This is a genomic window from Salinicola socius, assembly GCF_001937195.1.
Classification (GTDB): Bacteria; Pseudomonadota; Gammaproteobacteria; order Pseudomonadales; family Halomonadaceae; genus Salinicola; species Salinicola socius.
The window spans coordinates 13,519-39,734 of sequence record NZ_MSDO01000009.1; the positions used below are offsets into that span (position 1 = coordinate 13,519).

A 26,216-nucleotide genomic window follows, 5' to 3' on the forward strand; every position below is an offset into this window, starting at 1 on the left:
CATGGAACTAAGAGAGTGGCTGATCATCCTGGGGCTGGTTTTGGTGGCGACCATCGTGGTCGATGGCTTCCGCCGCCTTCAGCGCCAACGTCGGGTTCCGCGCCTAGATCAGGCGATCGGAGAGAGTGGAACTGACGACGGATCCGAGGCGGATCCGGAACAGGCGGCCCGCGAGGCCGAGGTCAACTGGGAATTGCCCAATGGAGGGGCACGTGTCGTCCGAGCGGCGACGTTCGAACGTAGCGGTAACGGTGCGGAGCCGGTCAGGCCTTCCGAGCCCAAGCGTCAGGAGCGGATTCCGAAAGAGGAGCTGCAAAGCAGCATTCTCGATCGTGGCACGCGCTCGTCGTTCGCCGACATGCAGCACAACGTGACGAACAATGTGAAGAGTGCGGTTCGTGCCGGTGCCAAGCGTGTCAGTGATTCGGCACACCGTCTGAGCCACAGGCGCGACGATGCCAGGCGTGAAGCGGAGGACGCGCGGGCGCAGAAAGCGGAGCGTCATCTCGAGCCGCGGCTGGCGTCCGAAGAGGGGATGTCAGCCGAGCCCGCCAGCCGTCTGCAGATCACCACCCTGGTGCCGAAGGATGGTGATGCCGTCGCAAACGGTGGCCGGCAGGACGTCGAGGAGACGAACGTGGCCGATCAGCCGGAATCGATTCGGTCGGATCGCCGCGCCGAGCCGAAATGGGAAGGGCAGCCGGCTACCGATCTCGATGCCTCATCGCGCCATGATGTCGTCACCCAGCATCCGGCGGTGGAACGGGCCAAACGTCACCACGTCAGTGCCGCACGCGCCCGCGAGACGCTGGCACATTCCGACGAGATCATCGTCATCAGCGTGCTGGCCAGAACCGAGGATGGTTTCGACGGTGCCGATCTGCTCAACTTGATGCTGGCGTGCGGTCTGCGGTTCAGCGAGATGGGGATCTTCCACCGCTACGAGACCGAAGCCGAGGACAGCGAGCTGCAGTTCTCGATGGTCAACGTGGTCAAGCCGGGGGTGTTCGATCTCGACAGCATGGAGGAGATCGTGACGCCGGGCGTGACCTTCCTGATGCCGCTGCCTGGTGCCAACGATACGGCGGCCGCCTTCGAAGCGATGCTGGAGACCGCGATGGTGCTGGTACGCAACCTCGGTGGGGAGCTCAAGGACGAAAATCACAGCGTGATGACCGCCCAGACGATCGAGTTTGCCCGTCAGCGCGTGCAGGAGTTCGAGCGTCGCCATCGGTTGCATCGCTATCAGGCCAATTGAGTTGGCAACGGCCTGAGCCGAGCTGGACGTGACGACGGGGCCCTTCGGGCCCCGTCGCCGTTTCCGGTCTTTGGATATCCCCGCGCTGCGGCAGTCACGCCCGGCTTCCGCTACAATGCGGGCACACTTTGTGCGGCGACCGAATCGAGTGTCATGAGCCAGATCCCCCAAGCGGTCCGAGAGCGGGCCGGTGCGTTGCGCCAGCAGCTGGACGATGCCAACTACCACTATTACGTCGAAGACCAGCCGCAGATTCCGGATGTCGAGTACGACAGCTTATTGCGCGAGCTGCAGTCACTGGAGAACGATCATCCCGAGCTGGTAACGCCGGATTCACCGACCCAGCGGGTCGGCGCGCGTCCCGCCGAGCGCTTTCTCGAGGTGACTCACGTCGTGCCCATGCTGTCGCTCGACAACGCTTTCAGCGAAGAGGAGCTCGCGGCGTTCGTCAAACGGGTGGCCGACAAGCTCGAGAGCGATGCACAGACGCTTCGTTTCTGCTGCGAGCCCAAGCTCGATGGACTCGCGGTGTCGCTGGTCTACGAAAACGGGCAGCTGGTTCAGGGCGCGACGCGGGGCGACGGACGCACCGGTGAAGACGTTACGCTCAATCTGCGCACCCTCCACTCCATTCCTCTCAAGCTGCGCGGCCAGTCAGTGCCGTCGCTGATCGAGGTGCGTGGAGAAGTCTACATGCGCCACTCGGGTTTCGAGGCGATGAATGAGCGCGCGCGCGAGAATGGCGACAAGGTCTTCGCCAATCCACGCAATGCCGCTGCCGGCAGCCTGCGCCAGCTGGATTCCTCGATCGCCGCCAGGCGGCCGCTGGAATTCTGCGCCTATCAGGTCGCCCGGCTCGAAGGCGATGACGATGCGAAGTCGCATTCGGATTATCTGAAGCGGCTGCGCGAACTGGGCTTTCGCACCAGTCCGCTGCTCGACGTCGTCGAGGGCGTGGACGGCGTCGTCGCGTTTTGCCATAACCTGGGCGAGCGTCGCGACGCGCTGGACTACGATATCGACGGCGCCGTATTGAAAGTCGACAGCCTGCGCGATCAGCGCGAGCTGGGTTTCGTCTCCCGCGCGCCGCGTTGGGCCATCGCCTACAAATATCCGGCCCAGGAGCAGACCACGACGCTCAACGACGTGGCCTTTCAGGTTGGTCGTGTCGGTACGCTGACGCCGGTGGCCAAACTGGAACCGGTTCAGGTTGCCGGGGTGACGGTATCCAATGCCACGTTGCACAACATGGACGAGGTCAAACGGCTTAACGTGCGCATCGGCGACACCGTGATCGTGCGCCGCGCCGGCGACGTCATTCCCCAGATCGTGGGGATCGTCGAGGCGCAGCGCCCGAAAGACACTCGTGCCATCGAGATGCCCACCGCATGTCCGGTCTGCGGTTCGCAGATCGAGCGGCTCGAAGGCGAGGTCGCCGCCCGCTGTTCCGGCGGTCTTTACTGCCCGGCGCAGCGCAAGGAGGCGTTGAAGCATTTTGCCAGTCGGCGCGCCCTGGATATCGATGGCCTCGGCGAAAAGCTGATCGATCTGCTGGTCGAGCGTGAATGGGTCAAGACGCCGGCGGATCTGTTTCGGTTGAGAGCCGAACGGCTCGCCGAACTGCCGCGGCTGGCCGAGAAATCCGCGAACAATCTGGTCCAGTCGCTCGACGCGGCCAAACGGACGACGCTGGCACGTTTCGTCTACGCCATCGGGATCCGTGAAGTGGGCGAAGCCACCGCGGCGAGCCTGGCGCGTCACTTCGGCGCTCTGCAGACGCTGCGAGAGGCATCGCTGGAAGCGTTGAAGGCCGTCGACGATGTCGGCCCCGTGGTGGCTCACCATATTCATACCTTCTTTCGCCAGACGCACAACCAGGAGACGCTGGACGATCTGCTGGCGGTCGGCGTGACCTGGGAAGAGGAAGTCATCGGCGACCGGCCTCAGCCGCTGGAAGGGCAAACCTGGGTACTGACCGGTAGCCTGGAAAACATGACCCGCGACGAAGGCAAGGAGCGCCTGCAGGCACTCGGCGCCAAGGTTGCCGGCAGCGTGTCGAAGAAGACCGCTACCGTCGTCGCCGGGCCCGGTGCCGGTAGCAAGCTGGCCAAGGCCGAAGAGCTGGGCATCGAGGTGATCGACGAAGCGACGTTCATCGAGCGGCTGACACAATGGGAGGCGGGGACATGAGTGGACGCTTCGTCGAGATTCCGCATCGGATGTTGCCCGCGGAAACGCTGGATGCCCTGCTCGAGACCTTCGTGACCCGGCAGGGCTACGACACCACCGACGTGGCGACGGACATGCATGACTGGGTGCGCGATCTCAAGCGCCAGCTGGAGCGTAGCGAGCTGCTGATCGTGCACGACCTGCAGACCGAGAGCACCGAAGTCATGACCCTGGCCCAGTGGCGCGGCTTCGGCCGTGACCTTGCCGACGACGAGGAAGAAGGCTGAATGGAGCGGCCGTCGCCGAGTCATCCGGAACACGAAAAACGGCGCCACGGTTCGATAACCGTGGCGCCGTTTTCATGACCCGGCATTCTGACTGGCCATTGCTGACAAATCAGGTGAAGAACAGCGGCACCACGATGCTGGATATCAGCAGGATCAATGCACCACCGAGACGCGACGAGATCTGCGCGAACGGCATCAGCTGCATCCGCTTGGCGGCTGAGAGTACTGCGACATCACCCGTTCCGCCCATGTTGGCCATGCACAGTCCGGCGGTGATCGCGGATTCGATCGGGTAGAAGCCGACCAGCTTGCCGACTAGCCCGGCACCGAACGCTGCGCCGGCGACGACGGCGAAGACGATCATCACGTAGGTGATGGAGATCGCGTCGATCACCTGACCGAGATCGGTGTAGGCGATTCCGATGCCGAACAGCAGGGCGAAGGTCCAGTTCTTGGCGACGAACTGGAACCATTGCGCCGCGGCATCGTTGATCGACTCCGGTACCACGTTGGTGATCTTGAGCACGGCGACCAGAATGATCATCAGCGCGTACGGATGCAGCGGAATGAAGCCGCCCAGGATCTCGCCGGCGACGAAAAAGGTGAGTGCGGCGATGATGCCGATACCCAGCTTGGAAAGATCTGGCTTGCTTTCGCGCTCTTCGATTTCCACACCCGGCATCATCTGGCCATTGCCGGTCAGACTCGGCATGCGATTGGCCAGGCCATTGAGCAGACCGGCGATGATGATGGCGAAGACGTTACCCAGCGCCAGTGCGGGCACCAGAATGGAGATATAGTAGCTGGCCGGCTGACCCAGCAGCTGCTCGTAGATCTGGCTCATCGGTACGGCACCGGCACCCATGCCGCCGCCCATGATCGGCAGGGCGATGACCACGACGGCATCCTGCGGCGAGAAACCCATCATCCAGCCGACGGCGATCGCGAACAGGGCCGCGAACAGCACGGCGCAGACCAGCGGCAAGGCGTAGCGCGAACCGACCTTGACCAGCACCTTGGAATCCATCCCCAGGATGCTGCCGGTGATCAGCGCGGCGATATAGAAGTTGAGGAAGCCGCCGCCCTTCATGAACTGGGTCACGTTGTCGACGACGCCGGTCGGCAGCCACTGAACGTAGACTAGTGCTGCGGCACCGAAGATGGCGAGAATGGCGCCGCCTCCCAGATAGGTTTTGACGATCGGTAGCCGATCACCGATAAATCCCATGAGTTCGCCAAGGATCATCATCACCAGCAACGCGCCGATCATGCCGGTCGGGATCGTGTCGGTCACCATGGAAGCGATCAGAACCAGCGTAGCGATGGCGAAAAGGGGCAACGGAATGCCGAAGATGGGCGTCGATAGCCAGCTGTCTCGGCGTCCGGCATCGGACGACGCGGTTTGCGTCACGGTTGAAGTCATGGTTGGCTCCCCAAGGATTTTCGCCCAAAGGGCGTTAGGCGATATTCGTGCCCCGTAGGGCGGTACGCAGCCGAGGATAGAGGCCTCACCGCGTCGACCAAGTTTTATGAAATTATTAAAGCCTTATTAAATTATTGAAAGACGGGCGTTCGCGCCCGGCACAGACCTGGATTGCGCGGTATACCACCATGGTCTAAATCCACGGTCGTACCGGCATGAACCTCGGGGAGCAGTGATGCGGATCGGCGATGGGCGAGGCGATGGGCGAAACGATAGTCAAACAGGCGCGGATGGGTCCGACACTCCAGCCAACAGGACGAGGTCGGAATGACATCATGGCTAACTGGAAAAGGGGCATGAGGCGCTTGCGTCTGAGTGCCCAGATATCGATTCTGGTCGCCAGCATGATCGTGCTGACGCTGGGTGTCGCACTGCTGCTGTTCAACTATCAGCTGCGCGCCAATCTCGAGGAGGCCCAGGGCGAACGGGTGATGGGGCTGGCGGCGGTGCTGGCCGACCGGGAGGACGTCAAGGCGGCGTTGGCGGCCCGGCCCATCGTCCACGACCCTCGCTCGCCGCTGCGCCAGGAGATCGAACGACTGCGCGAACGCCTGGGGGTGGATTTCATCACGGTCATGGATCTCGATCATCTACGCCTGACCCATCCCGATCCCGACGAGGTCGGGCGATATTTCCGCGGCGGCGACGAAGATCCCGCACTGGCGGGTGAATCCTACGTCTCTCGCTCCGAAGGGACGCTGGGCGTCAGCATTCGCGGCTTTTCGCCCGTGGTCGATGCCCAGGGCACGGTCATCGGAGCGGTCTCGACCGGTGTCACGCTGACCCGTGTCGGCCTGCTGCTGGCCGAACGACGCCAGAGTCTGTTGATCGGCATCGCGCTGCTGATGCTGGTCGGCGCTTCGGGTGCCTGGTGTCTGGCACGCTATATCAAACGCATCCTTCTGGGGTTCGAACCCCACCAGATATCCCAGTGGGTCCGGGAGCGCCAGGCGATGCTGGCGTCGTTACACGAGGGGGTATTGGCAGTCGATGGCGGGGGCCAGGTCACGCTGGTCAATCCCGCGGCCTGTCAGTTGCTGGATCCCTCGGCGGCGGACGATGGCTCGGGGATTCCGACCGCGACGCTCAAGGAGCTGTTCGACAGCGGCGTTCCCGCGCTTGATCGTCGGTTGACGCTGAACGGCCGTGCACTGATCGTCAACCGTGTACCGATTCGCGGCGAACGCGGCGCGGGCGGCAGCGTGGTGACGCTGCGCGATCGCAGCGAGGTGAACCGGCTGGCGGAAGAGCTGACCGGCGTCAGCCGATACGCCCAGGCGCTGCGTGCTTCCACCCATGAGTTCAAGAATCGACTGCACGTCATTCTGGGGCTGGTCCAGCTGCGGGATCTGGGGCGCCTGGAGCGCTATCTGCGCGAGCTCGACGACACCTTGATCGCCCCGGCGGCGGCGCGGATCGCCGGCGTTCGAGACCCGATCCTGGCCGGCTTCCTGCTGGCCAAGGGAAGCGAGGCCAGAGAGCGGCGGGTGGAATTCGAGATCGACCTGGAAAGCGAGATACCTGCGCCTGACGAGAGCGAGGTTCTTCACCTGCTGGTGTCAATCATTGGCAATCTGGTGGAGAACGCATTCGAAGCGGTCGCCGGACGCGAGGCGCCACGGGTCAGCCTCTCCCTGGGGGTCGATGGCGGGGCGCTGTCCCTGCACGTCTCGGACAACGGTCAGGGGATGGCCGAGAACCAGCGCCAGCAGGTCCTGCAGCAGGGGTTCTCCTCCAAGGGAGAGGGACGAGGTTACGGGTTATCCCTGGTCAAGGCGCACGTGGAGTCGCTCGGTGGATCGCTGGCGCTCTATTCGACGCTGGGGCGTGGCACGCTGGTCGAGGTGACAGTACCCTATGCGATGGCGGTAACGCAGGTAACCGACGGAGTGACGTGAACGATGCGCGTGCTGGTGGTAGAAGACGACCCGATGGTGATGCGGCTCAATGTGGAGTTTCTCAATCGCATTGACGGCATCGACCTGGTCGCGCAATGCGAGGATTTGCCGGCAGCGAGAGACATGCTGGCAAAAGAGCCAGTGGATCTGCTGCTGCTGGATGTCTATCTGCGCGAACACAATGGCCTGTCGCTGGTGCGTGATCTGCGCCGCCAGGCCCGTGATATCCAGATCGTGCTGATCACCGCGGCCTCGGAAATGGAGACCGTGCGTGAAGCCAAACATCTGGGTGTCAGCGACTACCTGGTCAAACCGTTCAAGTTCGAGCGTTTCAAGGACGCTCTGAGCCGTTGCCTGGACACCCACCGCCGACTTTCTCGGCTGCCTGCGCGCGCCCACCAGCGCGACCTGGATGCACTGTTTCGCCGCGAAGCGGCTGCCAGCCAGCCGGCCCGCCCCGGCGATCTGCCCAAGGGGCTGACCGCCAATTCGCTGGCCCAGGTGGCGAGAGCGGCCGCCGAGCAGGAAGGCGCGGCTTTCACCACCGAAGGGTTGAGCGAAAATACCGGCATGTCGCGAGTGTCGGTGCGCAAGTATCTCAAGCATCTGGTGGATCGCGGCGTGCTCGAGGAGTCCTTCCATTACGGCCAGATCGGCCGCCCCTCCTTTACCTACCGCTGCCTCGATGGCGACGCGCTGACGCAACTGGCGGAGACCGGCAGCGCGGGCGCGTGAGCGTCCGGTCGAATCGGTTGTGTCGGTAAATCGGACCGGGAAATCGAGCCGTATCAGCGGCCGCGAATCAGATCGGCGATGATTCGCCGGCCGGGATGCAGATGATCGATCAGCTCGCGTTCCAGCGGCATTGGCTCGTCGTATAACCGTGACGCGATCAGTTCGGCGCACAGCGGCGCGCTGACCATGCCACGAGAGCCGTGGGCCGTACTTACCCAGAGCCCGGGATAATGGCTGCCCGGACGGTCGAAACGTCGCTTGGCATCCTTGCCCAGTGCTGCGTAGTCGTCGCGCCAGCACCCGGTATCCGGCAGCGGCCCGGCGTAGGGTGTCTTGTCGGGGCTGGCGGCGCGAACGCTGGCGCGCCCGGTGCAGTCAGCGGTCGTCAGGCCGGCGAACTGCCCGGCCAGCGCCGGTGCCGTCCGCGCCAACTCGTCGAGATTGCGTCGATGATCCACTTCCCGGACGGCGGTATCGTCATCGTTGGGCGAGAAGGTCGCGCCGAAGGTGAGCTTGCCCTCTCGCGCCGGCATCACATAGCCCTCCGCACAGAGCACGCGCGCCAGCGCCGAGGCACTATCGGTGTCGGTGTCCGCATCGGCGTGCGGCGGCCACGACAGCGTGGAGATCTGGCCACGGACGGATTGCAGCGGCAGGCCGTCGAGCCAATCGTGGCTGGCGTGGCCGGTGGCGAACACGACCTGATCGACGTCCAGTGAACCGTCTCCCAATTGGAGCTGCCAACCGGCTTGTGTCTCTCGCAGCGATGTGAGCTCGGTGCGGCGAAGCGCGATGCCTGGCGTCGCCGCCAGATGGTGGCACAGGGCGATCGGATCGACCCAGCCTGCCTGGGGATAATGAAGGGCGGGCTGGGCCAGATCGATGCCGGCGAGCGCGGCGGCATGAGAAGGATCGCTGGCGGAAACGACAGCCGCCGGCAAGTCGTAGTTGGCCAGGAACCGCTGCCGTCGCCGATCGTCTCCGGCCAGTTGCAGCAGTCCGCAGTCCGACCACCATTGGCGCTGGGGGTCCAGGCGCGCCAGCCAGCGCTGCGTATGGAGTAGTGCCGCCAGATAGAACCGGCTCTGGAGATTGGGTTCGATCGCCAGTTTGACGTAGAGCGCCGCCTGGGGATTGCCCGAAGCGCCGGCTGCGATACCGGCACGGTCGATCAAGGTCACCCGGCTGCCGCGCCGCGCCAGCGCCGCCGCGACGCTGGTGCCGGCAATGCCGGCACCGATGACGGCAACATGGCCGACGGCCATGACGGGCGGAGGCTGGAACCAGGGCGTCGTCGCTCGGGAAGACAAGGTCTCGGATGCCGGCGGCACCGATTCGTCTCGCTCGCCACGCAGCATCTCGCGCTTGCGGCCGAAGCCCGGTACCTTGCGCCAGCGGAAGCCGGCGGCGGCCAGGCCACGACGCACGAAACCCGCGCAGGTGAAGGTGGCAAAGGTGGCGCCCGTCCGGCTGGCGATGGCCATGGCGGTGAACAGTTCGGGTCGCCACATGTCGGGATTCTTCGACGGCGCGAAACCGTCGAGAAACCAGGCATCGATCTGGCCGTCCAGACGCGACAGGCAATCCGCGGCGTCACCGAAATGCAGATCCAGCGTGACGCGGTCATCCAGCTGCAGCCGATGGACGCCAGCCACCGCCGGTGGCCACTGTGCGATCAGCGAGCCGGCCTGGCGTGACAGTTGCGGCCAGCTGCGCCAGGCGCGCTCCAGCGCATCGCGAGTGAGCGGATGCTTTTCGGTCGAGACCAGATGCAGTCTGGCGCCAGCGGGGGCGTATTCATCGAAACACGCCCAGGCACACAGCATGTTGAGCCCGGTGCCGAAGCCGGTTTCACCGATCGTGAACGGCCGCGGCTCGTGCCAGTCAGCCAATCGCCGTGGCAGATCGTTGTTGTCGATGAAGACGAAGCGCGTCTCCTCGCGGCCATCCTGACGAGAGAAATAGACGTCATCGTAGGCGGTCGAGAAGGGCGCCTCGACGTCGCCATCGTCCACGCGCCAGTCGAGCTCGGCATGATGGATGCCGTGGCGATGAGGGGTAACCGTCTTGGCGTTCATGATCGTCACGCTCGCGGGCCGTCAACCGGTCGACTCGTCAGGGACCGGCGACGCGTTGTATGAAAATTGATCGCTTGCCGTCAGGCGACGGCTTGTCGGCAGCTTGGGAAGGCGTCCGCGGGATCTTCACAGTGTTATCCACAGCAAGTGTGCAAAACCCGGCTGTGGATAACGAGGCGGCTGGAGGGCCCGGGTTACGGCAGTACCCGCTTGAACGGTTTGACCCGCACTTGCGAATAGACCCCGGCGGCGACGTAGGGGTCGGCGTCGGCCCAGCGCTGGGCGGCTTCGAGCGAGTCGAATTCGGCCACGATCAGGCTGCCGCTGAAACCGGCATCGCCTGGATTGTCGCTGTCGATGGCCGGATGGGGGCCGGCGAGGACCAGCCGCCCCTCGTCTTTCAAGGCTTCCAGCCGTTCGACATGCGCTGGACGGACCGAGAGCCGCTTGTCCAGGCTGTCGTCGATGTCATCGCTGATGATGGCGTAGAGCATCAGGAACCTTCCTCCGATTGTGATTGCGAAAGGTGGCGGGCCAGAAACAAGCCTTGCCCGACCACGAACAGCAGGGTCAGCCCCAGCATGCCGAACAGCTTGAAGTCGACCCAGGTCGCTTCGTCGTAGTAGCTGAAGACGTAGACGTTGAGTGCGGCCATGGCGAGGAAGAACAGCACCCAGGCCAGATTGAGCCGCCGCCAGGTGGCTGCCGGCAGCGACACCGCCTTGCCCATCATCCGCTGGGTCAGCGTCTGGCCGCCGAACAGCGGCGAGAGCAGAAAGGCAACGCCGAACAGCGCATTGATGACGGTGGGCTTCCACTGAATGAAGGCCGGATTGTGGAAGGCGATGGTGGCGCCGGCCGAGACGATCACGATGATCGAGGTGATCAGCAGCATCTTTTCGATGCGGCGCTGACGCCACCAGACGATGCCCAACTGCGCCAGCGTGGCGGGGATCAGCACCATCGTCGCCGTGATGATATCGCCGCTCAGATGATAGACGGCGAAGAAGATCGCGATGGGCAGGAAATCGAACAGCAGTTTCATACGGGCTAGGCCTCCGGCGAGTGGTGACGACGCAGACGTTTGACCCGGCCCGTCGCGCCCGTCACCATAGTCGATCTATTCTGACAAAGACGCTGGCTGGCGTCATGCCCATGAGCGTTTTTCCCACCGATGATCTCGAAATCCACCCGATGAAGCTGGCCGACACGCTCGACGGCATTCGGGGCGTCGATCTACACCTGCACTCCACGGCCTCCGACGGCAAGCTCTCGCCCGCCGAGCTGGCGGATCTTTGCCATGCCCGCGGGATGACCCACGTCGCGCTGACCGATCACGATACGATCGACGGGATCGAGGAGGCGCGGCAGCGATGTCGCCATCACGGCATCAACCTGATGGCGGCCGCCGAGCTCTCCTGCCAATGGCGAGGGATCGGTCTGCACATCGTGGCGCTGCTGCCTCAGGGCACGTCTTCCGCTCTCGACGCGGGCCTGGAGATACTGGCCAACGCGCGCGACCTGCGATCCCGCGAGATCGCTCACCGCCTGGAAAAGGTCGGGCTGGCCGACGGGCTAGCCAGGGCGCGACAGGCGGCCGGAAGTGAGCGCCCACTGGGGCGGCCCGACTTCGCGGCGGCGCTGGTTGCGGCCGGCGTGGTCCCGGACGTCAAGACGGCCTTCAAACGCTATCTCGGCGCCGGCAAGCGCGGCGACGTCAAGATGCACTGGCCCGAGCTCGCGACGGTCGTCGGTTGGATTCGCGATGCCGAAGGCGTCGCCGTCGTCGCCCATCCGCTGCGTTACGGCATGACCCGGCGCAAGCGCGATCTGATGTTCTCGGCGTTCATCGACGCCGGCGGCGAGGCGGCGGAACTGGTCAGCGGTTACCAGAACCCGGATACGACCCATGACCTGGCCCGGCAGCTCGACTTCCACGGGCTGTATGGCTCGATCGGCAGCGATTTCCACTATCCGGGTGGCCCCTTGTCGCCGGGGACGATCAGTCCGCCGCCGCGCTCCCGCGTCAAACCGGTGTGGTGTCATCCGGCCCTGCAACGCTTCGCCGACGGCGAGTAGCGCCGCGTCTGTTATTCTTGAGAGCAGTTGTTGTCGAAAGCCAAGATCATCCGTGATCGACCACAGACCTGCGTGGCGGGACGGGTTTCAAAAGCGGTGTCAGGAGAGCGTGATGACCCAATTTTTCCAGATTCATTCGCAGAATCCGCAAAAGCGTCTGATCGACCAGGCCATCGAGATCCTGCGTCAGGGCGGCGTGATCGCCTATCCCACCGACTCCGGCTATGCCCTTGGCTGTCGGCTGGGCGAAAAGAAGGCCGTCGAGAAGATCAAATGGCTGCGCCAGCTCGATGACCGTCACAACTTCACGCTGGTGTGTTCCGATCTGTCGGAGATTGGCACCTATGCCAAGGTCGACAACAGCGTGTTTCGGCTGCTCAAGTCACACACGCCCGGCGCCTACACTTTCATTCTCAGCGCGACCAGCGAAGTGCCGAGGTTGCTTTTGCATCCCAAGCGGCGGTCGATCGGCGTCCGCGTGCCGGACCATAACATCACTCACGCCTTGCTCGACGCGCTCGGTGAGCCGCTGATGAGCGTGACGCTGATCCCGGCAGGGGAAACCTGGCCGATGACCGACGCGGAAGAGATCCGCGAGCGCTTCGGGGCGCATCTGGAGTTGATCATCGACGGCGGCGCCTGTCAGCTCGAACCGACCACCGTGGTCGATTTGCGCGAGATCCCGCCGGTGATCGTCCGCGAAGGGCGGGGTGATTCTTCGGCCTTTCGTTGAGTCATCCACTGCGTGGACGGCTCGGCCGAGCGGCGCTCGAGCCTTGATGACGAGGTAGGGCGGGACCTGCGGCGTCCCGCCTCCCAAGCTAGCGAGTCTTCAGTGGCGCCGACCACGCTTCGAGATCCGCATCGCTCCAACTGCCGTAGCTGGCGTTGGGGAACATGATCCAGTCATCGCCGAAATGGGCATCGTCCTCGGCCACCAGCCGATGCTGGTCCTTCAGGTCGGCGTGATGGAAATCGCTGGAGAAGTCCGCCAGCGAATCACCCAGTTGCAGGACCAGCTCGTGATCGCGCTCGATGGCGGCGCGGCGCTCTCCCTTCGAGGGACCCAACAGCCGGACCTGGGCGTCGTCGACCTGGGGCAGATGCAGCGAGCGGAGTGTCGCGAGCGTCGATGCCTTGTTCTCCTGGTAGCGGTCGGAGACGTAGAAAATCGTCACTCCCTGGGCATCGGCGTAATTCAGGAACCTGCGTGCGCCGGGAATCAGCCGCGGGTGTCCCTCGCGCTCCCACACCTTCCAGGTATCCCAGCCGGTGAAATCGTGACAGGCCTGCATGTCGCGGACGAGCAGTGCCGAGTTGTCGATGACGGTCTCGTCCAGGTCGGTCATGATCGCCAGGTTGTCCGCCTCGGGGTGGGCGGCGATCTTCTGCTGCAATCTCGCCGTGGCCAGGGCGTAGCTCTGCCGCTGCAGTGCATCGACCTCGGCCGACTGCTGTTGATAGCGAAGGGCCATCGCGTAGGCCTCGGGGGCGCAGGCTTCATCGGCGGCAGCGGCCTGGAAGGTCGAAGCGATACCCAGCATCAAGCCGGTCGTCAGCGCCCACGAGAGTCGGTGCTTGGGGCTGGTCGTGTCACTGGTCTTGTTCATTGAAGCGTCCCTTTGAGATGTCGGCACGGTGGCCGGAAAGCATGGCAGGTGGTATCCGAAAAGCGGCTTCGCTCACCCATGGGCATCACCAATCGGTTCCAGGGGGAGACGATGCCGCTCTCAAACCGGCAGCGCCTTGTGCTCCTCATGGTGCTTTCTCACGCTGGAGCGGAGCCGGTCGTCGGCCAGAGCCATGCTATCCGGCTCGGCAGTCTCCTGCATCCCGGCGTCGGGTTCCGGCACTGGCGTCTCCAGCCTGAACTGGTTGCATTGCTCCTGCTGGCGCTGCGCCCGGGCGTCCAGATCCTGCGTCGCCCTGAGCGTGCGTTCCGCCAGCGAGACGTTGCGCTGGGTGGCGATGTCGATGGCATTGATGGCCTGGTCGATCTGATGGATGCCGTCGCGCTGCTGCTGGCAGGAGAGAGCGATACCCTCCAGCAACTGGCCGAGCTGATGGCCGGACTGCACGGCGGTGGCCATCGTCTCCCTGGCCTGGTTCAGGACCTGGGCGCCTGTCCTGACCTGGAGGTGCGTCCCCTCGATCTGTGCCCGGATGGTCTTGGCGGCTTCGGCGGAGCGCGCCGAAAGACCGCGAACCTCGGCGGCAACCACGGCGAATCCGCGGCCCTGCGCCCCGGCCCGTGCCGCCTCGACCGAGGCATTCAGCGCCAGCAGGTTGGTCTGGAAAGAGAGCGAATCGATCATCCCGATCACTTCCAGCGACGATTCGGAGCGGGCCTGGGCCGCCTCGATCTCGGTGACCGCGGTGGATATCTGGTCTCCGCTGGCGTCGATCCGGCGCCGGTTCTCCTCCGACAGCGTCCGTCCCTGGTCGGCGTGATCCGCCGTATGCGCCACGGTGGCAGTGATCTCTTCCATGCTGGCGGTGGTCTGCTGGAGCGCCTGGGCCTGCTGCCGGCTCTGGTCGTTCAGGGCATGGCTGGCTTCGGTCAACTCCAGCGCGTCGCCACGCAGTGCCCGGCTCTCCCGTTGCACTTGCGAGACCAGCTCCAGCAGCGAGGCCTGCATCGCGTCGACGCCGGACTTGAGCAACCGCATCTCCCTCACGCCCCGGGTCGACAGGCGCTGGCTAAGGTCGCCCTGGGCGATGTCGGCGCAGTGTCGCCTCACCTCGCCCAGCGGGCGCAACAGATGGCGCTGGAACATGAAGAAGGCCAACAGGATCAACGACAGCGTGACCACGGCCGCCGTGGTCAGCCCGACCTGCAGGAGGTGCACGTCACGCCCCATGGCAGCCGCACCCGACACCGCATTGGCTTTGGCGGTGGAGGACATGCCGGCAAGACTCGCATCCAGCGCGGCGGTCAGGTCGTTGGCCTGCTTGACGCTGGTTTGATAGGCCGAGACATCCCAAGCCTTCAGCGTATCGAAGCCGGGCTGGATGCCGTCGTCGATCAGCGCCCTGAAGCGATCGGCGAGATCGCCCCCGGGCGACTCGGGGGTTGCCGGGGGCAGTTCCGCGAGGCGCTGCTTAGCACTCGCGAAAGTGGCCTGCGCCTGCGCCCAACTCTTCCTGGCGGGCTTGACTCGCAAGCGGTTGTAGTCGGTCTGATAGCTGTCCAGCAGAACCCGGGTCTGCATCAGTTCGGCATAGAGTTCGCGTGCCATCCCGAGCTGCACGACATTGAGGGCATAGACCGAATCGAAGGCGTTTCTCGCCTGTTTCATGGCCAGGTAGCTGCCGCCGCCGATGACTGACATCAGCAGCGCGAACAGCAGCAGCATGGCCACGAGGCCGCTGCGGAGCGTGAGGCGAAGCGATTGCATGACAACTCCCGATGATGACGAACCGCCTGGTATGGCATCGTGGGATGGGAGTTTGTCGCCTTTATGTCACAGGTTGATGACAAAAGTTAACGTTTCGGTGGCCCTGCGACATCAATCACCCTTGTCGTGCGCCTCGGGAGGTTCCGCTTCCGTCTCGTCGTCGTCGGGGGCATTCGGGTCCTGCGTCTCTTCGTTGAGCCAGGAGCCGCAAAACCGGCAGTACTTGGCATCTCGTTCATGGCCTTCGCGGCCGCAGCCGGGGCAGGCTTCCTCGGAATAGCGCTCGCGCTGGATCGAACGAATGACCTCGGCGGAGAAGACCCCGGTGGGTACGGCGATGATCGAGTAGCCCAGGATCATCATGAACGCGGAGATGAACTGCCCCAATGGCGTTACCGGGGCGATATCGCCGTAGCCGACCGTCGTCAGGGTAACGACGGCCCAGTACATTGCCCGCGGCATGCTGGTGAAACCCGCCTCCGGCGGCTCGATCATATAGATGACGGAGCCGAAGATCGTGATGATCAGCAGTATGGTGGTCAGGAACAGCAGGATCTTGCGCTGGCTGCGCTGCAGCGCTTCCACCAGCATGCGGCCCTCGCCGACGAACTCCATGAGTCGCAGGACCCGGAACACGCGCAGCACCCGCAAGACTCGAACCACCAGCAGCGATTGTGCGCCGGGTATAAAGAGAGCGAGCCAGGTGGGGAGGATCGCCAGCAGATCGAGAATGCCGTAGAAACTGCGCAGATAACGCAGTGGCCGGTCGAGACAGTAGAGCCTCAGGGCCAGCTCCAGCGTGAAGATCAGCGTGAAGCCCCACTCCACCACGTAGAAAATCTCGCCGAAGCGCTCATGAAGCCCCGGCACGCTGTCGAGGAAGACGGTCGCCACGCTTACCAGGATGAGCGTGATCAGTACGATGTCGAAGGCCTTGGCCTTCGGGGTGTCCGATTCGAAGATGATCTGAAACAGCCGTTTGCGTAGCGATGAGCCGCCCGATTGCATCAATTGAGTTCCTGTCCTGGTGGCCGGCTACGCGATGAAGCGCGTCCGATAATTCATTTATATGATGTTCAATTTCTCGGCGCGTCCGCCGACAATGACACTTCGGGTTCACCGAGGTCGATCGACCGTCAGCCCGGGATATTGATGACGCTGTATGCCGATCTGTTCATCGACTGGACGCGTCGACACGACCCCATGTTCTTCTCGATGGCCGATTCGGCGCAAGCCTTCCTCGGTCGACAGCCTGCCATTCACGCCTCTCTCGGCGCTGGCATTCGCGACCCCATCTGCGTAGCCGGGTAAACGACAAGTTGCGGGTCGTCGAGCAGGGCGGGCGCGTGCTCGAGGAGCAAGCGCAGTCCGGCGAGCTGGTGGAAACCCGCTGTCGGCATCGCAGTGACGAATGCTGTCGCTTCGAAATGACGTTCGCGACCGGGTCGGTGTCAGGGGCCCTGACATGAGCAGGGTTGTGCCAGCGCAATGGCGATGGCGTGGCCATTCGCATGGCCGGCACCCAGACCGATACCACGGAACAGCGGCTGGTCGCGGACTTTGCCCCCCTGGCCCTATCGCGTCAGGGGGTCGGGTCGCGCTGCCACGTCCCGACGTTAAGCAGCGTCATGTCTGAGAGCCAGCCAGTCCTGTCCGCGCCAGGGAACGACGCCCCGACCCAGGTCCGCCAGAATTCGCTCGGCCGCCTCGATGCGTTCGTCATGCTCCCGGTGCGGAGCAATCCGCCGGGCATTCCATTGCTGAACGAGTCGATCACAACGGTCTCTGGCGGTGGCGAGCCAGGCGGGGTCCTGGCTGTCCTGCCAGTTGTCGATGGCGTCGATCAGCGCGTCCACCGAAGCCGTCTCGATAACGATGGGCGCGGTCCAGCCGCTGCCCAGGCAGCCGGCGCGGCTGGCCTTGCTGTGGTTGGCCGGACGCGCCGGCAGCGGTGGGGCGCCTGATGTCGAGGGTTCGCACAGGCGCTGTGCCAGTGCCCACAGCTGCTCCGGAAGACCGTGCTTGAGCTCGAGCTCGAGCTCGCAGATCGGCAGGCTGGCATCGCCAACGTGAATGGTGCCCTGGTCCAGCGCAATTTCGATATCGCTGCCCTCGATCTGATACCGCCACAGCCGCCGCTCGAAATCGGTGGTGAATACCGGACGCAGCGTTTCCAGGTCCAGTCCGGAAAGGGCGGGGTGGTCGAGTTCACGAAGCCCGCCCAGATCGAGACCGGCGGCATTGCACGCGGCGCTGTCGATCGACCACTCCCACTCGCCGCGGCTCGACAGCCCTCCCTGGCTTTCGGCAGCGCTCTTCAAGGTCTGCAAACGCCGATCATCTTGCCGGCGAACCCGCAATGCGACGCGACGCGACTGCAGAATGCCCTCGGCGGTGTCGTAATACTGGTTGCCTAGAGAGACCGTGCGCGAGGCCATTGTCTGCAGCAGGGGGTGATCGATCAGGTGGGCAGGGCCTTCCGGCGCCAGCGCCAGTTTGAGTTCGATCTCGTCGCTCATGCATGCTCCCGCGGTGACTGTTGGTTGAACGCTGAATGAGGTGCCGGTTTGAACGTTGTCCGGCATCGCTGCTTGAACCGGAACCGTGCAGTAGACCGGAACCGGGCATTGGACCTGAGGCGAACCCGATCTCGAATGCGGCTTCGAACGCGAACACGGGCGGCGGCGCCTTCATGAATTTTTCATGACGCATCCAGATGCAATCATTATACTGGCGCCGCCACTTCCAACGCATCCAGGCCACGTTATGGTGAGTACCAATCCGTTCTCGGCGCTGTTTGGACGATCGCCGTTCCAACCGCTTCTGGCTCATATCGTCAAGACCAGCGAGTGCGCCGGCCAGCTGCTGCCCTTCTTCGATGCCGCGCTGGGTGGCGATTGGGATGAAGCGAAAAAGCACCGTGAAGCGATTACCCGGCTCGAACACGAGGCGGACGAGCTCAAGACGCAGCTGCGCCTCAACCTCCCCAACACCATGTTTCTGCCGGTCTCCCGCTCCGACCTGCTGGAACTGATCAGCGTTCAGGACAAGATCGCCAACAAGGCTCGGGATATCACCGGGATCATGTTGGGCCGCAACATGATCATCCCCGAACCGCTCGCGGAGCCGATGCGCGATTATCTTCGCACCGCCGTCGAAACCGTCGACCAGGCGCGCAAGGCGCTCGAGGAGCTCGAGGATCTACTCGAATCGGGCTTCGGTCGCAATGTCTCCGATGTCATGCACGAACTGATCAAGGAGCTGCATGATCTCGAGCACAAGGCCGACGAGCAGCAGATCGACATTCGTCGTCGCCTGTTCCAGCTCGAAGCGGAACTGCCGCCGGTCGACGTCATCTTCCTCTATAAAATCATCGAATGGATCGGTGAACTGTCCGACCGCGCCGAGCGCGTGGGCAGCCGCCTGCAGATACTGACGGCCCGCTGATTGCGGGTCTTCGCCATTCTACGCCTTCGTCACGCCACTCAAGCGAACAGAGCCTATGTCCATCATTGCGCAATACGGTGATGTCTTCATCATTCTCGCCTGTGTCTTCGGCTTTTTCATGGCATGGGGAGTTGGTGCCAACGATGTCGCCAACGCCATGGGAACCTCGGTCGGCTCCAAGGCAATCACGATCAAGCAGGCGATCATCATTGCGGTGATCTTCGAGTTTCTCGGCGCCTGGCTGGCCGGGGGGCAGGTCACCGAAACGATCCGCAAGGGCATCATCGACCCTGCACTGCTCGAGAACGATCCACAGATGCTGGTCTACGGCATGCTGGCTTCGCTGCTGGCGGCCGGTTCCTGGCTGATGATCGCCTCGTTCAAGGGCTGGCCGGTTTCCACCACGCACTCGATCGTCGGCGCCATCGTCGGCTTTGCGGTGGCGGGGCTGGGCGTCCAGTCGGTCAACTGGGGATCGGTGGGTACGATCGCGCTGAGCTGGATCACCTCGCCGCTGATCGCCGGCGTGTTCGCTTTCATGCTGTTCCGCTCGGTGCAGGTGCTGATCTTCGACAGCCCCGATCCCTTCGCCGCCGCCAAGCGCTATGTGCCGGGCTACATCTTCCTGGTCGGCTTCATCGTCTCGATGGTGACACTGGTCAAGGGGCTGTCCCACGTGGGGCTGCATCTGACCTTCGGCGAGAGTCTGCTGCTGGCGGTGGCGTTCGGCGTGGTGATCATGATGTTCGGCCTGCTGCTGGAAAACCGGATCAACCGCGGTGATCGGCGGGCCCGCAGCAATTACGACTTTTCCAGCGTCGAGCGTATCTTCGGCGTACTGATGATGTTCACGGCTTGCGCCATGGCCTTCGCCCACGGCTCGAACGACGTCGCCAACGCGGTCGGTCCGCTGGCGGCCGTGATCAGCGTGGTCGAGAACGGTGGCGGTGTTTCCGGCGCGGCGGCGATGCCGTGGTGGGTGCTGGTGCTCGGCGGCGGCGGGATCGTGGTCGGCCTTGTCACCTATGGCCACAAGGTCATTGCCACCGTGGGTACCGGGATCACCGAACTGACCCCGAGCCGCGGGTTCGCCGCGACGCTCTCAGCCGCTTCCACCGTCGTGCTGGCTTCCGGTACCGGCCTGCCGATCTCGACCACGCATACGCTGGTCGGCGCCGTGCTCGGCGTGGGCCTGGCCCGCGGCATGGCGGCGCTCAATCTGCGCGTACTCGGATCGATCGTGCTCTCCTGGCTGATCACGCTGCCGGCCGGCGCGCTCCTCTCCATCGCCTTCTTCTTCATGTTCAAGGGCATGTTCGGCTGACGGATCGCTCCGCGCCGGCCCGGGCTCGACGGGCAGGTCCACCAGTCCGGGCATGCCGGTCGTGGTCTACCGGCCCCAAGCCGCTCTGGTATAGTTGAGGCAGGCCCCACGCGGGTCATGCCTCACAGCCCACTGCCGGAGCATCAACCCCTTGGACTCGCGTTTCCCCTTCGTCGACTGGTTTCGTCACTCATCGCCCTACGTCAATGCCCACCGCGGCAAGACTTTCGTCATTCTGATCGAAGGCGAGGCGATGGCATCGTCGCGACGCGGCCAACTATTGCAGGATCTGGCACTGCTGCACACGCTCGGTGTCCGGGTGGTGCTGGTTTACGGCATCCGGCCGCAGGTCGGCGCGGCGCTGGAGACCGACGGCATCACGCCGATGCGGGTTGGCGGGCGCTGGGTCGCCGATCGCCAGATCATGGATCACGTCGAGCGTATCGCCGCCATCCAGCGGCTCGAGCTCGAAGCCCAGCTGTCGCTGGGATTGCCCAATACGCCGTTGCATGGCGTCGAACTGACGGCGGTTTCCGGCAATCTGGTGACGGCCAAGCCGCTGGGCGTCCGCGGCGGGGTGGATTTCGATCACAGCGGGGAAGTTCGTCGCGTGCGCAGCCAGGCCATCGAGAGCCTGCTCGCCGGCGGCAACCTGGTGATTCTGCCGCCGCTGGGCTACTCACGCACCGGGGAGATCTTCGATCTCGACGCCTCGGAAATCGCCCAGCACGTGGCGGTGTCGCTCAGGGCGGATAAGCTGATTCTGCTGGGCGAGTCGGCCGGGCTGCATGACGACAGCGGCCAGCTGCAGCGCCAGCTGACACCTGACGAAGCCGACACCCTTCGCGAACGGGCGACTCCCGGCAGCGAACTCTCCCGACACCTGGGTGCGGCCTGCGGGGCGGCTCGTCACGGCGTCGGGCGTACCCATCTGCTCTCCTGGCACGATCACGATGCGCTCCTTGGCGAGCTGTTCACTCGTGATGGTATCGGCACCATGATCACCCAGAACCACTATGAGCAGTTGCGTCAGGCGGTGCTGGACGACGTCGGCGGCCTGTTGGCGCTGTTGAAGCCGCTCGAGGCCAGCGGCATGCTGGTGGCGAGAACCCGCGAGCGGCTGGAGCACGAGATCGAGGACTACATCGTGATCGACCGCGATGGCATGGCGATCGGCTGCGCGGCGCTGCACGGTTACGCCGACGCCCGGATGGGCGAGCTCGCCTGTCTGGCCGTCCATGATGATTATCGCCGCGGTGCGCGGGGGGAAACTCTGCTCGAAGAGATAGAGCGGCGTGCCCGCCGGCAGGGGCTCACGCAGCTTTTTGCCCTGACCACCCATACCACGCACTGGTTCGTCGAACGTGGCTTCTCCATCGCCTCGCCGGAGGCGCTTCCCGATCTCAAGCGCGAGACCTACAACCAGGCCCGTCGCTCAAAGGTGTTGCTGAAGTCGCTGTAAAGCGACACTCGAAAGCCCCGGATTTCAGCGATGGCGTCGGCAAACGGGGACGCTGTAACTTTATGTTTTATAAGGATTCAATGGATTTCGGCCGAAAGGCGTCGTGAAATGGCGACGTTTTTCGGCCTTTTTGATGACCCTGTCACGCTACTCCCGAGCAGGGAGCGTTTCTGAATCAATCGACCATATTTAAGATATTGATACTTAAGGTTTTAATAAAACCTGGCACAGGTCTCGCTATTACCTACAGCGAGAGCAACGAGATGGTTTCTCTGAAGCTATCTCGTCGGATCTGGTCAGTGCCCCTAACTACCCTGTGCAGGGCCTGGCAGAATTCGACAGCGTCTGCTCCACGCGATGTGTGACTTAGGTTGCGATGAGACGGGTGCGGCCTTAACAGGCAAGGAAATGCACCATTAGGGCAAGGATGCCCCGGCAAGGATGCCTTCCCCCTCGCGAGAGGGGATCCATTGCGATGGGTCGCCGGATTGTTCGGAAATGATCTTTCGATCGATCAGGCGGCTGATTCAGAAACGAAGCAGGCGGTTCGCCGTCACGCTATTCGATAGCCCCTGAATGGCTGAGTCGAATATCGGCTTCGGGGCCATCTGGCCCGCGGGAGCGGTCTCGAATAGCTGATTCAGGCAGTGTTTCAAGGTCGTTATCGACCCTTCAGTTCCCTGCGTACTTGGGCCGGCTCTGCCGGCCCTCTTTTTTTGAGTGGATTCCCGGCGCACGACCGGAGGCGGCCGTCGATCAGGGTAAGGCTGATATCCCTGCGCGCTCGACGCTTCGACCTGAATGAGCATTCAATAATAATGTTATCCTTGCGGAACGATCCATGACCCCAATGGGCATCCTGCATAGAGCGATTTTCATGACCACCGAGTTCTCCCGACGCTGGCGTCCTCGCTCGCTACTGCAACTGGTGTTGCTGGCATTCGTTGTCGTCATGCTGCCGATTGCGGTGCTGATGTTTCAGGCCGGCCAGGCGCTGTCTCAGCTGTCGACGCTCGCCGACCAGAGCGCTCGGGAAGCCGTCGAAGAGACACGCCGGGCGCGAATGCTGAGCTCGCTGGCGCTGCAGATGGAGCGCAGCGCCCGCCAGTACGCCGTGATCGAGGAACAAGGACTTCGGGATATCTACGATCAGAAAGTCCAGCAGTTCGGGGAGTTGCTGCAACAGCACGAACCGTTGATGCGCGACAATCCCGACTTTCAATCGCTGGACCAGCGCTTTCAGGAGCTGCAGCGCCTGCCCCAGGCATCGGTGGATGACATGGACGCCTTCCTGGCGCGGTTTTCAGGGTTCGCCACCGAGTCCGATGCGGTAAGGAACGCCACCAATGCGCTGGTCGATGCGCGTATCGCGGATATCCGCGATCAGGCGAACTCGGTCAAGGCGAGGCTGTGGATGCAGACCGCCGCACTGGTTTCCGCCAGCCTGATCCTGATGCTGTTCTTCACCTGGTTGATCACGCGACCGATTCGCCAGATCGAGCGGCGAATCTTCGGGCTGGGTAGTGGCGATTGCGATCACGTACCGACCCGCATTCAGGGCCCGGCGGAACTGGTCCAGTTGGGCGATCGACTCACCTGGCTTTCGAATCGGCTGTCGGAGCTGGAAGCGCAAAAGCAGCAGTTTCTCCGTCACATGTCGCATGAGCTGAAGACGCCGCTCGCCAGTGTCCGGGAGGGGACTTCGCTGCTCTCCGACGGCGTGGCCGGTGAACTCAACGAGCGTCAGAGCGAGGTCGTGAGGCTGATCGACGAAAACGGGCAGGAATTGCAGACGCTGATCGAGCAACTGCTGGATTACAACCTGCTGCAGAACAGTCGCCGAATGAAGGTCGCCTCGTTCGATGTCGCTACCGTGATACAGGAAGTGCTGGCCAAGCACCGGCTGGCGCTGGACAACAAGGGCATGCAGGTCAAGAGTCCGCACCACCCGTTGCAGTGGCAGGCGGATCGCGAGCGCACGGTGCGGATCCTGGACAACCTGGTTTCGAATGCCATCGCCTACGGTGACGACGGCGGTCAACTGGTCATCCGCGTTGCACAGCAGCGCGACTGGCTGGTGCTGGACGTCGCCAACAGCGGCGAACCCATCGCCGAAATCGATCGTGAACACCTGTTCGAAGCGTTCTATCAGGGCAGCGCGCGGCGCAAGGGCCCGTTGAAGGGGTCGGGCATCGGCCTTTCCGTGGCATCGGACTGCGCCAGGTTGCAGGATGGGGAGCTGGTGCTGGTGGATGACGCCGACCTCCCGGTCTGTTTTCGACTTACCCTGCCGTGGGCCAATCGCGCGGCTCCCGGTTCGCAACAGGATGCGACGCACGGTTCGCAACACGATAGAGCGCAACACGATAATGAAGCCGCGCCAGACGAGTCGCTCCTGGCAGGTGAAGGAAGGAAAGAAACATGGTCAGTCAGATAAGAACGACGTTGGCGCTGGTCGGCGTGATGGCACTGGCGGGTTGCCAGTCGCTCTCCCGTGAATCCGTTCCCTACGGTTGCGGCGACATCCCGACTTACGCCGACAATGTATGCCTGGTCGACACCTGGATCGCGTTCGGCCTGCAGGCCCAGCGCGGCGATGCGGAGTGGCGCGAAGAGATGCTGGCCGACGTCGGCCAGCGTCGTATGGATCAGAAGGCGGTGCGCGCCGTGGTGCTCTCCTGGGATGGCCCCGGCGAATGGCAAAAGGCATCGAATCTGTACAAGGCGTCGATCGACTCGGCGCCGGCCCGGCTGCAGCCGCTGCTTCGGCAGTGGTTGAACGAGCTGGAGGCGCGGCGTCAGCTATACGCCCAGCGTGGCAATAGCGCCCGCGGGCAGGGCAGTCGCCACGACGGTACGCAGGCGCTCAAGCAGGAAAACGAGAAGCTGAAACAACAGCTCAAGGAGATGTCGGACAAGCTGGAAGCCCTGACCGATATCGAACGAACCATCAACGCCCGCGACTGACACTCGCCCAGCGACCTACACTCACGTCAACCAAGCCATCCGTGCGATTCGTGCAGTATCGGCATCGCACGACCGCGTCACAAAGAGCGTGACAACCCTTCAATCGGCAACGACAAGGCGAAGCGGTGGCAGGAGGTGCCCATTCGATGTCCCTGAATACAGAAGCTCCCAAGACCCGACCGGTCAGAACGCCGGCCATGCAGCCAGGCAAGCGCAGTAACGCGGCCCATATCCTGCTGGTCGACGACGATACCAGCCTGCTCAAGTTGCTGGGCATGCGTCTGGAAAGCCGCGGCTTTCGGGTCACCACGGCCGAAAGCGGCCGCGAAGCGCTGACCCATATCGAAGAGACCGCGCCGGACCTGGTGCTGTCCGATCTGCGCATGGACGAGATGGACGGCCTGGCGCTGTTCCATGAGTTGCAGCGCCGCGTGCCGGGCATTCCGGTAATCATTCTCACCGCCCACGGTTCGATTCCGGATGCCGTCAGCGCGACGCGCCAGGGTGTGTTCAGCTTCTTGACCAAGCCGATCGATCGCGATGAGCTGTTCGAAGCGATCGACGAAGCGCTCAAGCAGACGCCGACCACGCGTGGCGAGGGCGGTGAAGCGTGGCGTTCGAAGATCATCACCCGCAGCCCGCAGATGGAGCGCATTCTCGAGCAGGCCTACATGGTCGCCGCTTCGGACGTCAGCGTGCTGCTGACCGGCCCCAGCGGGAGCGGCAAGGAACTGCTGGCCAATGCCATGCATCAGGCCAGCCCGCGCGCCGACAAGCCCTTCGTCGCCATCAACTGCGGCGCACTGCCGGAACAGCTGCTGGAAAGCGAACTGTTCGGTCATGCCCGCGGCGCCTTCACCGGCGCCGTGAGTCAGCATGACGGGCTGTTTCTGGCGGCCGATGGCGGCACGCTGTTCCTGGACGAGATCGGCGATATGCCGCTGCCGCTGCAGGTCAAGCTGCTGCGCGTACTGCAGGAGCGTCAGGTTCGCCCGCTGGGCAGTACCAAGTCGTTTCCGATCGATGTCCGGATCATTTCCGCCACCCATCGCGATCTCGACCGCGCCATGCACGAAGGCGACTTCCGCGAGGATCTCTACTATCGCCTCAACGTGGTCAACCTCAAGCTGCCGCCGTTGAGAGATCGCGCCGAAGACATCCCCCTGCTCGCCAAGCACATCGTGGCCCAGGTCTCGGCGCGGCATAAGCCGTTCGTCAAAGGCTTCTCGCCGGAAGCGCTCAATCTGCTCGCCTCCAGCGGCTGGCCGGGTAACGTGCGCCAACTGGTCAACGTGGTCGAGCAGTGCGTCGCCCTGACCAGCACCCCGATGATCCCGGAAGCGCTGGTCTCCCAGGCGCTGGTCGCCGAGGAGAACGCACTGCCCTCGTTCAGCGAGGCGCGTGCGGGTTTCGAGCGCAGCTACCTGATCAAGGTGCTCAAGATCACCGAAGGCAACGTCACCCAGGCGGCGCGCATCGCCGGACGAAACCGCACTGACTTCTACAAGCTGCTGTCGCGTCACGATCTGGACCCCAGCACCTTCAAGCCGAGCGCGATGCCGGATCCGGCAGGCTGACCGCTGCCAATTGACAATGACCCGATCCGGCAAGTGCTGCCGGATCGGGTTTTT

Annotated in this window: 22 protein-coding genes; 14 read left to right on the forward strand and 8 right to left on the reverse strand. The window is 63.6% G+C overall.

Annotated elements, in window-relative coordinates; genetic code table 11:
• Position 1 precedes the first annotated feature (1 nt).
• From zipA to BTW07_RS07205, 3 genes are all read left to right on the forward strand, one after another.
• Positions 2 to 1,258 (forward strand): cell division protein ZipA, encoded by a 1,257-nt coding sequence (zipA, locus tag BTW07_RS07195; RefSeq protein ID WP_075569499.1) that lies wholly within the window; start codon positions 2 to 4, stop codon positions 1,256 to 1,258.
• 153 nt (positions 1,259 to 1,411) lie between these two features.
• Complete coding sequence (gene ligA, locus BTW07_RS07200; protein WP_075569500.1) at positions 1,412 to 3,448, forward strand: NAD-dependent DNA ligase LigA; 2,037 nt, start codon at positions 1,412 to 1,414, stop codon at positions 3,446 to 3,448.
• Positions 3,445 to 3,714, forward strand: coding sequence for a YheU family protein (locus BTW07_RS07205; protein ID WP_075569501.1), 270 nt, complete (start codon positions 3,445 to 3,447; stop codon positions 3,712 to 3,714). The genes ligA and BTW07_RS07205 overlap by 4 nt, the downstream gene beginning before the upstream one ends.
• 109 nt (positions 3,715 to 3,823) lie before the next feature.
• On the opposite strand, the gene BTW07_RS07210 is transcribed toward BTW07_RS07205, so the two are convergent.
• Positions 3,824 to 5,137, reverse strand: coding sequence for a 2-hydroxycarboxylate transporter family protein (locus tag BTW07_RS07210; protein WP_083941627.1), 1,314 nt, complete (start codon positions 5,135 to 5,137; stop codon positions 3,824 to 3,826).
• A 356-nt stretch (positions 5,138 to 5,493) separates the two neighbouring features.
• On the opposite strand from BTW07_RS07210, the gene BTW07_RS07215 reads away from it, so the two are divergent.
• On the forward strand, positions 5,494 to 7,095 hold the full coding sequence (locus BTW07_RS07215) for an ATP-binding protein (protein ID WP_075569502.1): 1,602 nt from the start codon (positions 5,494 to 5,496) through the stop codon (positions 7,093 to 7,095).
• Between the two features lie 3 nt (positions 7,096 to 7,098).
• Positions 7,099 to 7,830, forward strand: coding sequence for a response regulator (locus BTW07_RS07220; protein WP_075569503.1), 732 nt, complete (start codon positions 7,099 to 7,101; stop codon positions 7,828 to 7,830).
• 53 nt (positions 7,831 to 7,883) lie between these two features.
• Here the strand turns inward: BTW07_RS07220 and mnmC are convergent, their stop codons facing one another.
• The 3 genes from mnmC to BTW07_RS07235 form a co-directional block, all read right to left on the reverse strand.
• Entirely contained in the window at positions 7,884 to 9,908 is a 2,025-nt protein-coding gene (gene mnmC, locus BTW07_RS07225) for a bifunctional tRNA (5-methylaminomethyl-2-thiouridine)(34)-methyltransferase MnmC2/FAD-dependent 5-carboxymethylaminomethyl-2-thiouridine(34) oxidoreductase MnmC1 (RefSeq protein ID WP_075569504.1), read from the reverse strand.
• A gap of 194 nt (positions 9,909 to 10,102) precedes the next feature.
• Positions 10,103 to 10,402 (reverse strand): YciI family protein, encoded by a 300-nt coding sequence (locus tag BTW07_RS07230; protein WP_075569505.1) that lies wholly within the window; start codon positions 10,400 to 10,402, stop codon positions 10,103 to 10,105.
• Positions 10,402 to 10,953, reverse strand: coding sequence for a septation protein A (locus tag BTW07_RS07235; RefSeq protein ID WP_075569506.1), 552 nt, complete (start codon positions 10,951 to 10,953; stop codon positions 10,402 to 10,404). The genes BTW07_RS07230 and BTW07_RS07235 overlap by 1 nt, the downstream gene beginning before the upstream one ends.
• Before the next feature lie 110 nt (positions 10,954 to 11,063).
• On the opposite strand from BTW07_RS07235, the gene BTW07_RS07240 reads away from it, so the two are divergent.
• Together BTW07_RS07240 and BTW07_RS07245 are read left to right on the forward strand one after the other, a co-directional pair.
• Positions 11,064 to 11,987: a PHP domain-containing protein gene (locus BTW07_RS07240; RefSeq protein ID WP_425272024.1), complete on the forward strand. Its 924-nt coding sequence runs from the start codon at positions 11,064 to 11,066 to the stop codon at positions 11,985 to 11,987.
• Between the two features lie 112 nt (positions 11,988 to 12,099).
• The gene (locus BTW07_RS07245) at positions 12,100 to 12,720 is read left to right on the forward strand and encodes an L-threonylcarbamoyladenylate synthase (protein WP_075569507.1); all 621 of its coding nucleotides are present in this window, start codon (positions 12,100 to 12,102) and stop codon (positions 12,718 to 12,720) included.
• Positions 12,721 to 12,808: 88 nt separating this feature from the next.
• Here the strand turns inward: BTW07_RS07245 and BTW07_RS07250 are convergent, their stop codons facing one another.
• The 3 genes from BTW07_RS07250 to BTW07_RS07260 form a co-directional block, all read right to left on the reverse strand.
• Positions 12,809 to 13,597, reverse strand: coding sequence for a 5'-nucleotidase, lipoprotein e(P4) family (locus BTW07_RS07250; protein ID WP_425272025.1), 789 nt, complete (start codon positions 13,595 to 13,597; stop codon positions 12,809 to 12,811).
• A gap of 120 nt (positions 13,598 to 13,717) precedes the next feature.
• Positions 13,718 to 15,385, reverse strand: coding sequence for a methyl-accepting chemotaxis protein (locus tag BTW07_RS07255; RefSeq protein ID WP_075569508.1), 1,668 nt, complete (start codon positions 15,383 to 15,385; stop codon positions 13,718 to 13,720).
• 111 nt (positions 15,386 to 15,496) lie between these two features.
• The gene (locus BTW07_RS07260) at positions 15,497 to 16,393 is read right to left on the reverse strand and encodes an ion transporter (RefSeq protein WP_075569509.1); all 897 of its coding nucleotides are present in this window, start codon (positions 16,391 to 16,393) and stop codon (positions 15,497 to 15,499) included.
• 144 nt (positions 16,394 to 16,537) lie between these two features.
• Here BTW07_RS07260 and BTW07_RS19825 point away from each other — a divergent pair, with 144 nt between their 5' ends.
• On the forward strand, positions 16,538 to 16,696 hold the full coding sequence (locus BTW07_RS19825; protein ID WP_158025871.1) for a hypothetical protein: 159 nt from the start codon (positions 16,538 to 16,540) through the stop codon (positions 16,694 to 16,696).
• Positions 16,697 to 17,001: 305 nt separating this feature from the next.
• On the opposite strand, the gene BTW07_RS07265 is transcribed toward BTW07_RS19825, so the two are convergent.
• The gene (locus BTW07_RS07265; protein WP_075569510.1) at positions 17,002 to 17,904 is read right to left on the reverse strand and encodes a CYTH domain-containing protein; all 903 of its coding nucleotides are present in this window, start codon (positions 17,902 to 17,904) and stop codon (positions 17,002 to 17,004) included.
• A 247-nt stretch (positions 17,905 to 18,151) separates the two neighbouring features.
• Here BTW07_RS07265 and BTW07_RS07270 point away from each other — a divergent pair, with 247 nt between their 5' ends.
• The 6 genes from BTW07_RS07270 (at position 18,152) to glrR (ending at position 26,162) form a co-directional block, all read left to right on the forward strand.
• Positions 18,152 to 18,832 carry a TIGR00153 family protein gene (locus BTW07_RS07270; RefSeq protein WP_075569511.1) on the forward strand — a complete coding sequence of 227 codons (681 nt, stop codon included), beginning with the start codon at positions 18,152 to 18,154 and terminating at the stop codon, positions 18,830 to 18,832.
• Between the two features lie 55 nt (positions 18,833 to 18,887).
• On the forward strand, positions 18,888 to 20,156 hold the full coding sequence (locus BTW07_RS07275; RefSeq protein WP_075569512.1) for an inorganic phosphate transporter: 1,269 nt from the start codon (positions 18,888 to 18,890) through the stop codon (positions 20,154 to 20,156).
• A 151-nt stretch (positions 20,157 to 20,307) separates the two neighbouring features.
• Positions 20,308 to 21,618 (forward strand): amino-acid N-acetyltransferase, encoded by a 1,311-nt coding sequence (gene argA / locus BTW07_RS07280; RefSeq protein ID WP_075569513.1) that lies wholly within the window; start codon positions 20,308 to 20,310, stop codon positions 21,616 to 21,618.
• 841 nt (positions 21,619 to 22,459) lie between these two features.
• Positions 22,460 to 24,055 carry a HAMP domain-containing sensor histidine kinase gene (locus BTW07_RS07290; RefSeq protein WP_244158324.1) on the forward strand — a complete coding sequence of 532 codons (1,596 nt, stop codon included), beginning with the start codon at positions 22,460 to 22,462 and terminating at the stop codon, positions 24,053 to 24,055.
• Positions 24,040 to 24,585: a hypothetical protein gene (locus tag BTW07_RS07295; RefSeq protein ID WP_075569516.1), complete on the forward strand. Its 546-nt coding sequence runs from the start codon at positions 24,040 to 24,042 to the stop codon at positions 24,583 to 24,585. Before BTW07_RS07290 ends, BTW07_RS07295 begins: the two co-directional genes overlap by 16 nt.
• A 197-nt stretch (positions 24,586 to 24,782) precedes the next feature.
• Positions 24,783 to 26,162, forward strand: a complete 1,380-nt coding sequence (gene glrR / locus BTW07_RS07300; RefSeq protein WP_075569728.1) for a two-component system response regulator GlrR — start codon at positions 24,783 to 24,785, stop codon at positions 26,160 to 26,162.
• Positions 26,163 to 26,216: the final 54 nt, after the last annotated feature.

Coding starts and splice junctions, on each gene's coding strand:
- zipA (WP_075569499.1), top strand. CDS start 2: ATGGAACTAAGAGAGTGGCTGATCATCCTGGGGCTGGTTTTGGTGGCG.
- ligA (WP_075569500.1), top strand. CDS start 1,412: ATGAGCCAGATCCCCCAAGCGGTCCGAGAGCGGGCCGGTGCGTTGCGC.
- BTW07_RS07205 (WP_075569501.1), top strand. CDS start 3,445: ATGAGTGGACGCTTCGTCGAGATTCCGCATCGGATGTTGCCCGCGGAA.
- BTW07_RS07210 (WP_083941627.1), bottom strand. CDS start 5,137: ATGACTTCAACCGTGACGCAAACCGCGTCGTCCGATGCCGGACGCCGA.
- BTW07_RS07215 (WP_075569502.1), top strand. CDS start 5,494: ATGAGGCGCTTGCGTCTGAGTGCCCAGATATCGATTCTGGTCGCCAGC.
- BTW07_RS07220 (WP_075569503.1), top strand. CDS start 7,099: ATGCGCGTGCTGGTGGTAGAAGACGACCCGATGGTGATGCGGCTCAAT.
- mnmC (WP_075569504.1), bottom strand. CDS start 9,908: ATGAACGCCAAGACGGTTACCCCTCATCGCCACGGCATCCATCATGCC.
- BTW07_RS07230 (WP_075569505.1), bottom strand. CDS start 10,402: ATGCTCTACGCCATCATCAGCGATGACATCGACGACAGCCTGGACAAG.
- BTW07_RS07235 (WP_075569506.1), bottom strand. CDS start 10,953: ATGAAACTGCTGTTCGATTTCCTGCCCATCGCGATCTTCTTCGCCGTC.
- BTW07_RS07240 (WP_425272024.1), top strand. CDS start 11,064: ATGAGCGTTTTTCCCACCGATGATCTCGAAATCCACCCGATGAAGCTG.
- BTW07_RS07245 (WP_075569507.1), top strand. CDS start 12,100: ATGACCCAATTTTTCCAGATTCATTCGCAGAATCCGCAAAAGCGTCTG.
- BTW07_RS07250 (WP_425272025.1), bottom strand. CDS start 13,597: ATGAACAAGACCAGTGACACGACCAGCCCCAAGCACCGACTCTCGTGG.
- BTW07_RS07255 (WP_075569508.1), bottom strand. CDS start 15,385: ATGCAATCGCTTCGCCTCACGCTCCGCAGCGGCCTCGTGGCCATGCTG.
- BTW07_RS07260 (WP_075569509.1), bottom strand. CDS start 16,393: ATGCAATCGGGCGGCTCATCGCTACGCAAACGGCTGTTTCAGATCATC.
- BTW07_RS19825 (WP_158025871.1), top strand. CDS start 16,538: ATGACGCTGTATGCCGATCTGTTCATCGACTGGACGCGTCGACACGAC.
- BTW07_RS07265 (WP_075569510.1), bottom strand. CDS start 17,904: ATGAGCGACGAGATCGAACTCAAACTGGCGCTGGCGCCGGAAGGCCCT.
- BTW07_RS07270 (WP_075569511.1), top strand. CDS start 18,152: ATGGTGAGTACCAATCCGTTCTCGGCGCTGTTTGGACGATCGCCGTTC.
- BTW07_RS07275 (WP_075569512.1), top strand. CDS start 18,888: ATGTCCATCATTGCGCAATACGGTGATGTCTTCATCATTCTCGCCTGT.
- BTW07_RS07290 (WP_244158324.1), top strand. CDS start 22,460: ATGACCCCAATGGGCATCCTGCATAGAGCGATTTTCATGACCACCGAG.
- BTW07_RS07295 (WP_075569516.1), top strand. CDS start 24,040: ATGGTCAGTCAGATAAGAACGACGTTGGCGCTGGTCGGCGTGATGGCA.
- glrR (WP_075569728.1), top strand. CDS start 24,783: ATGCAGCCAGGCAAGCGCAGTAACGCGGCCCATATCCTGCTGGTCGAC.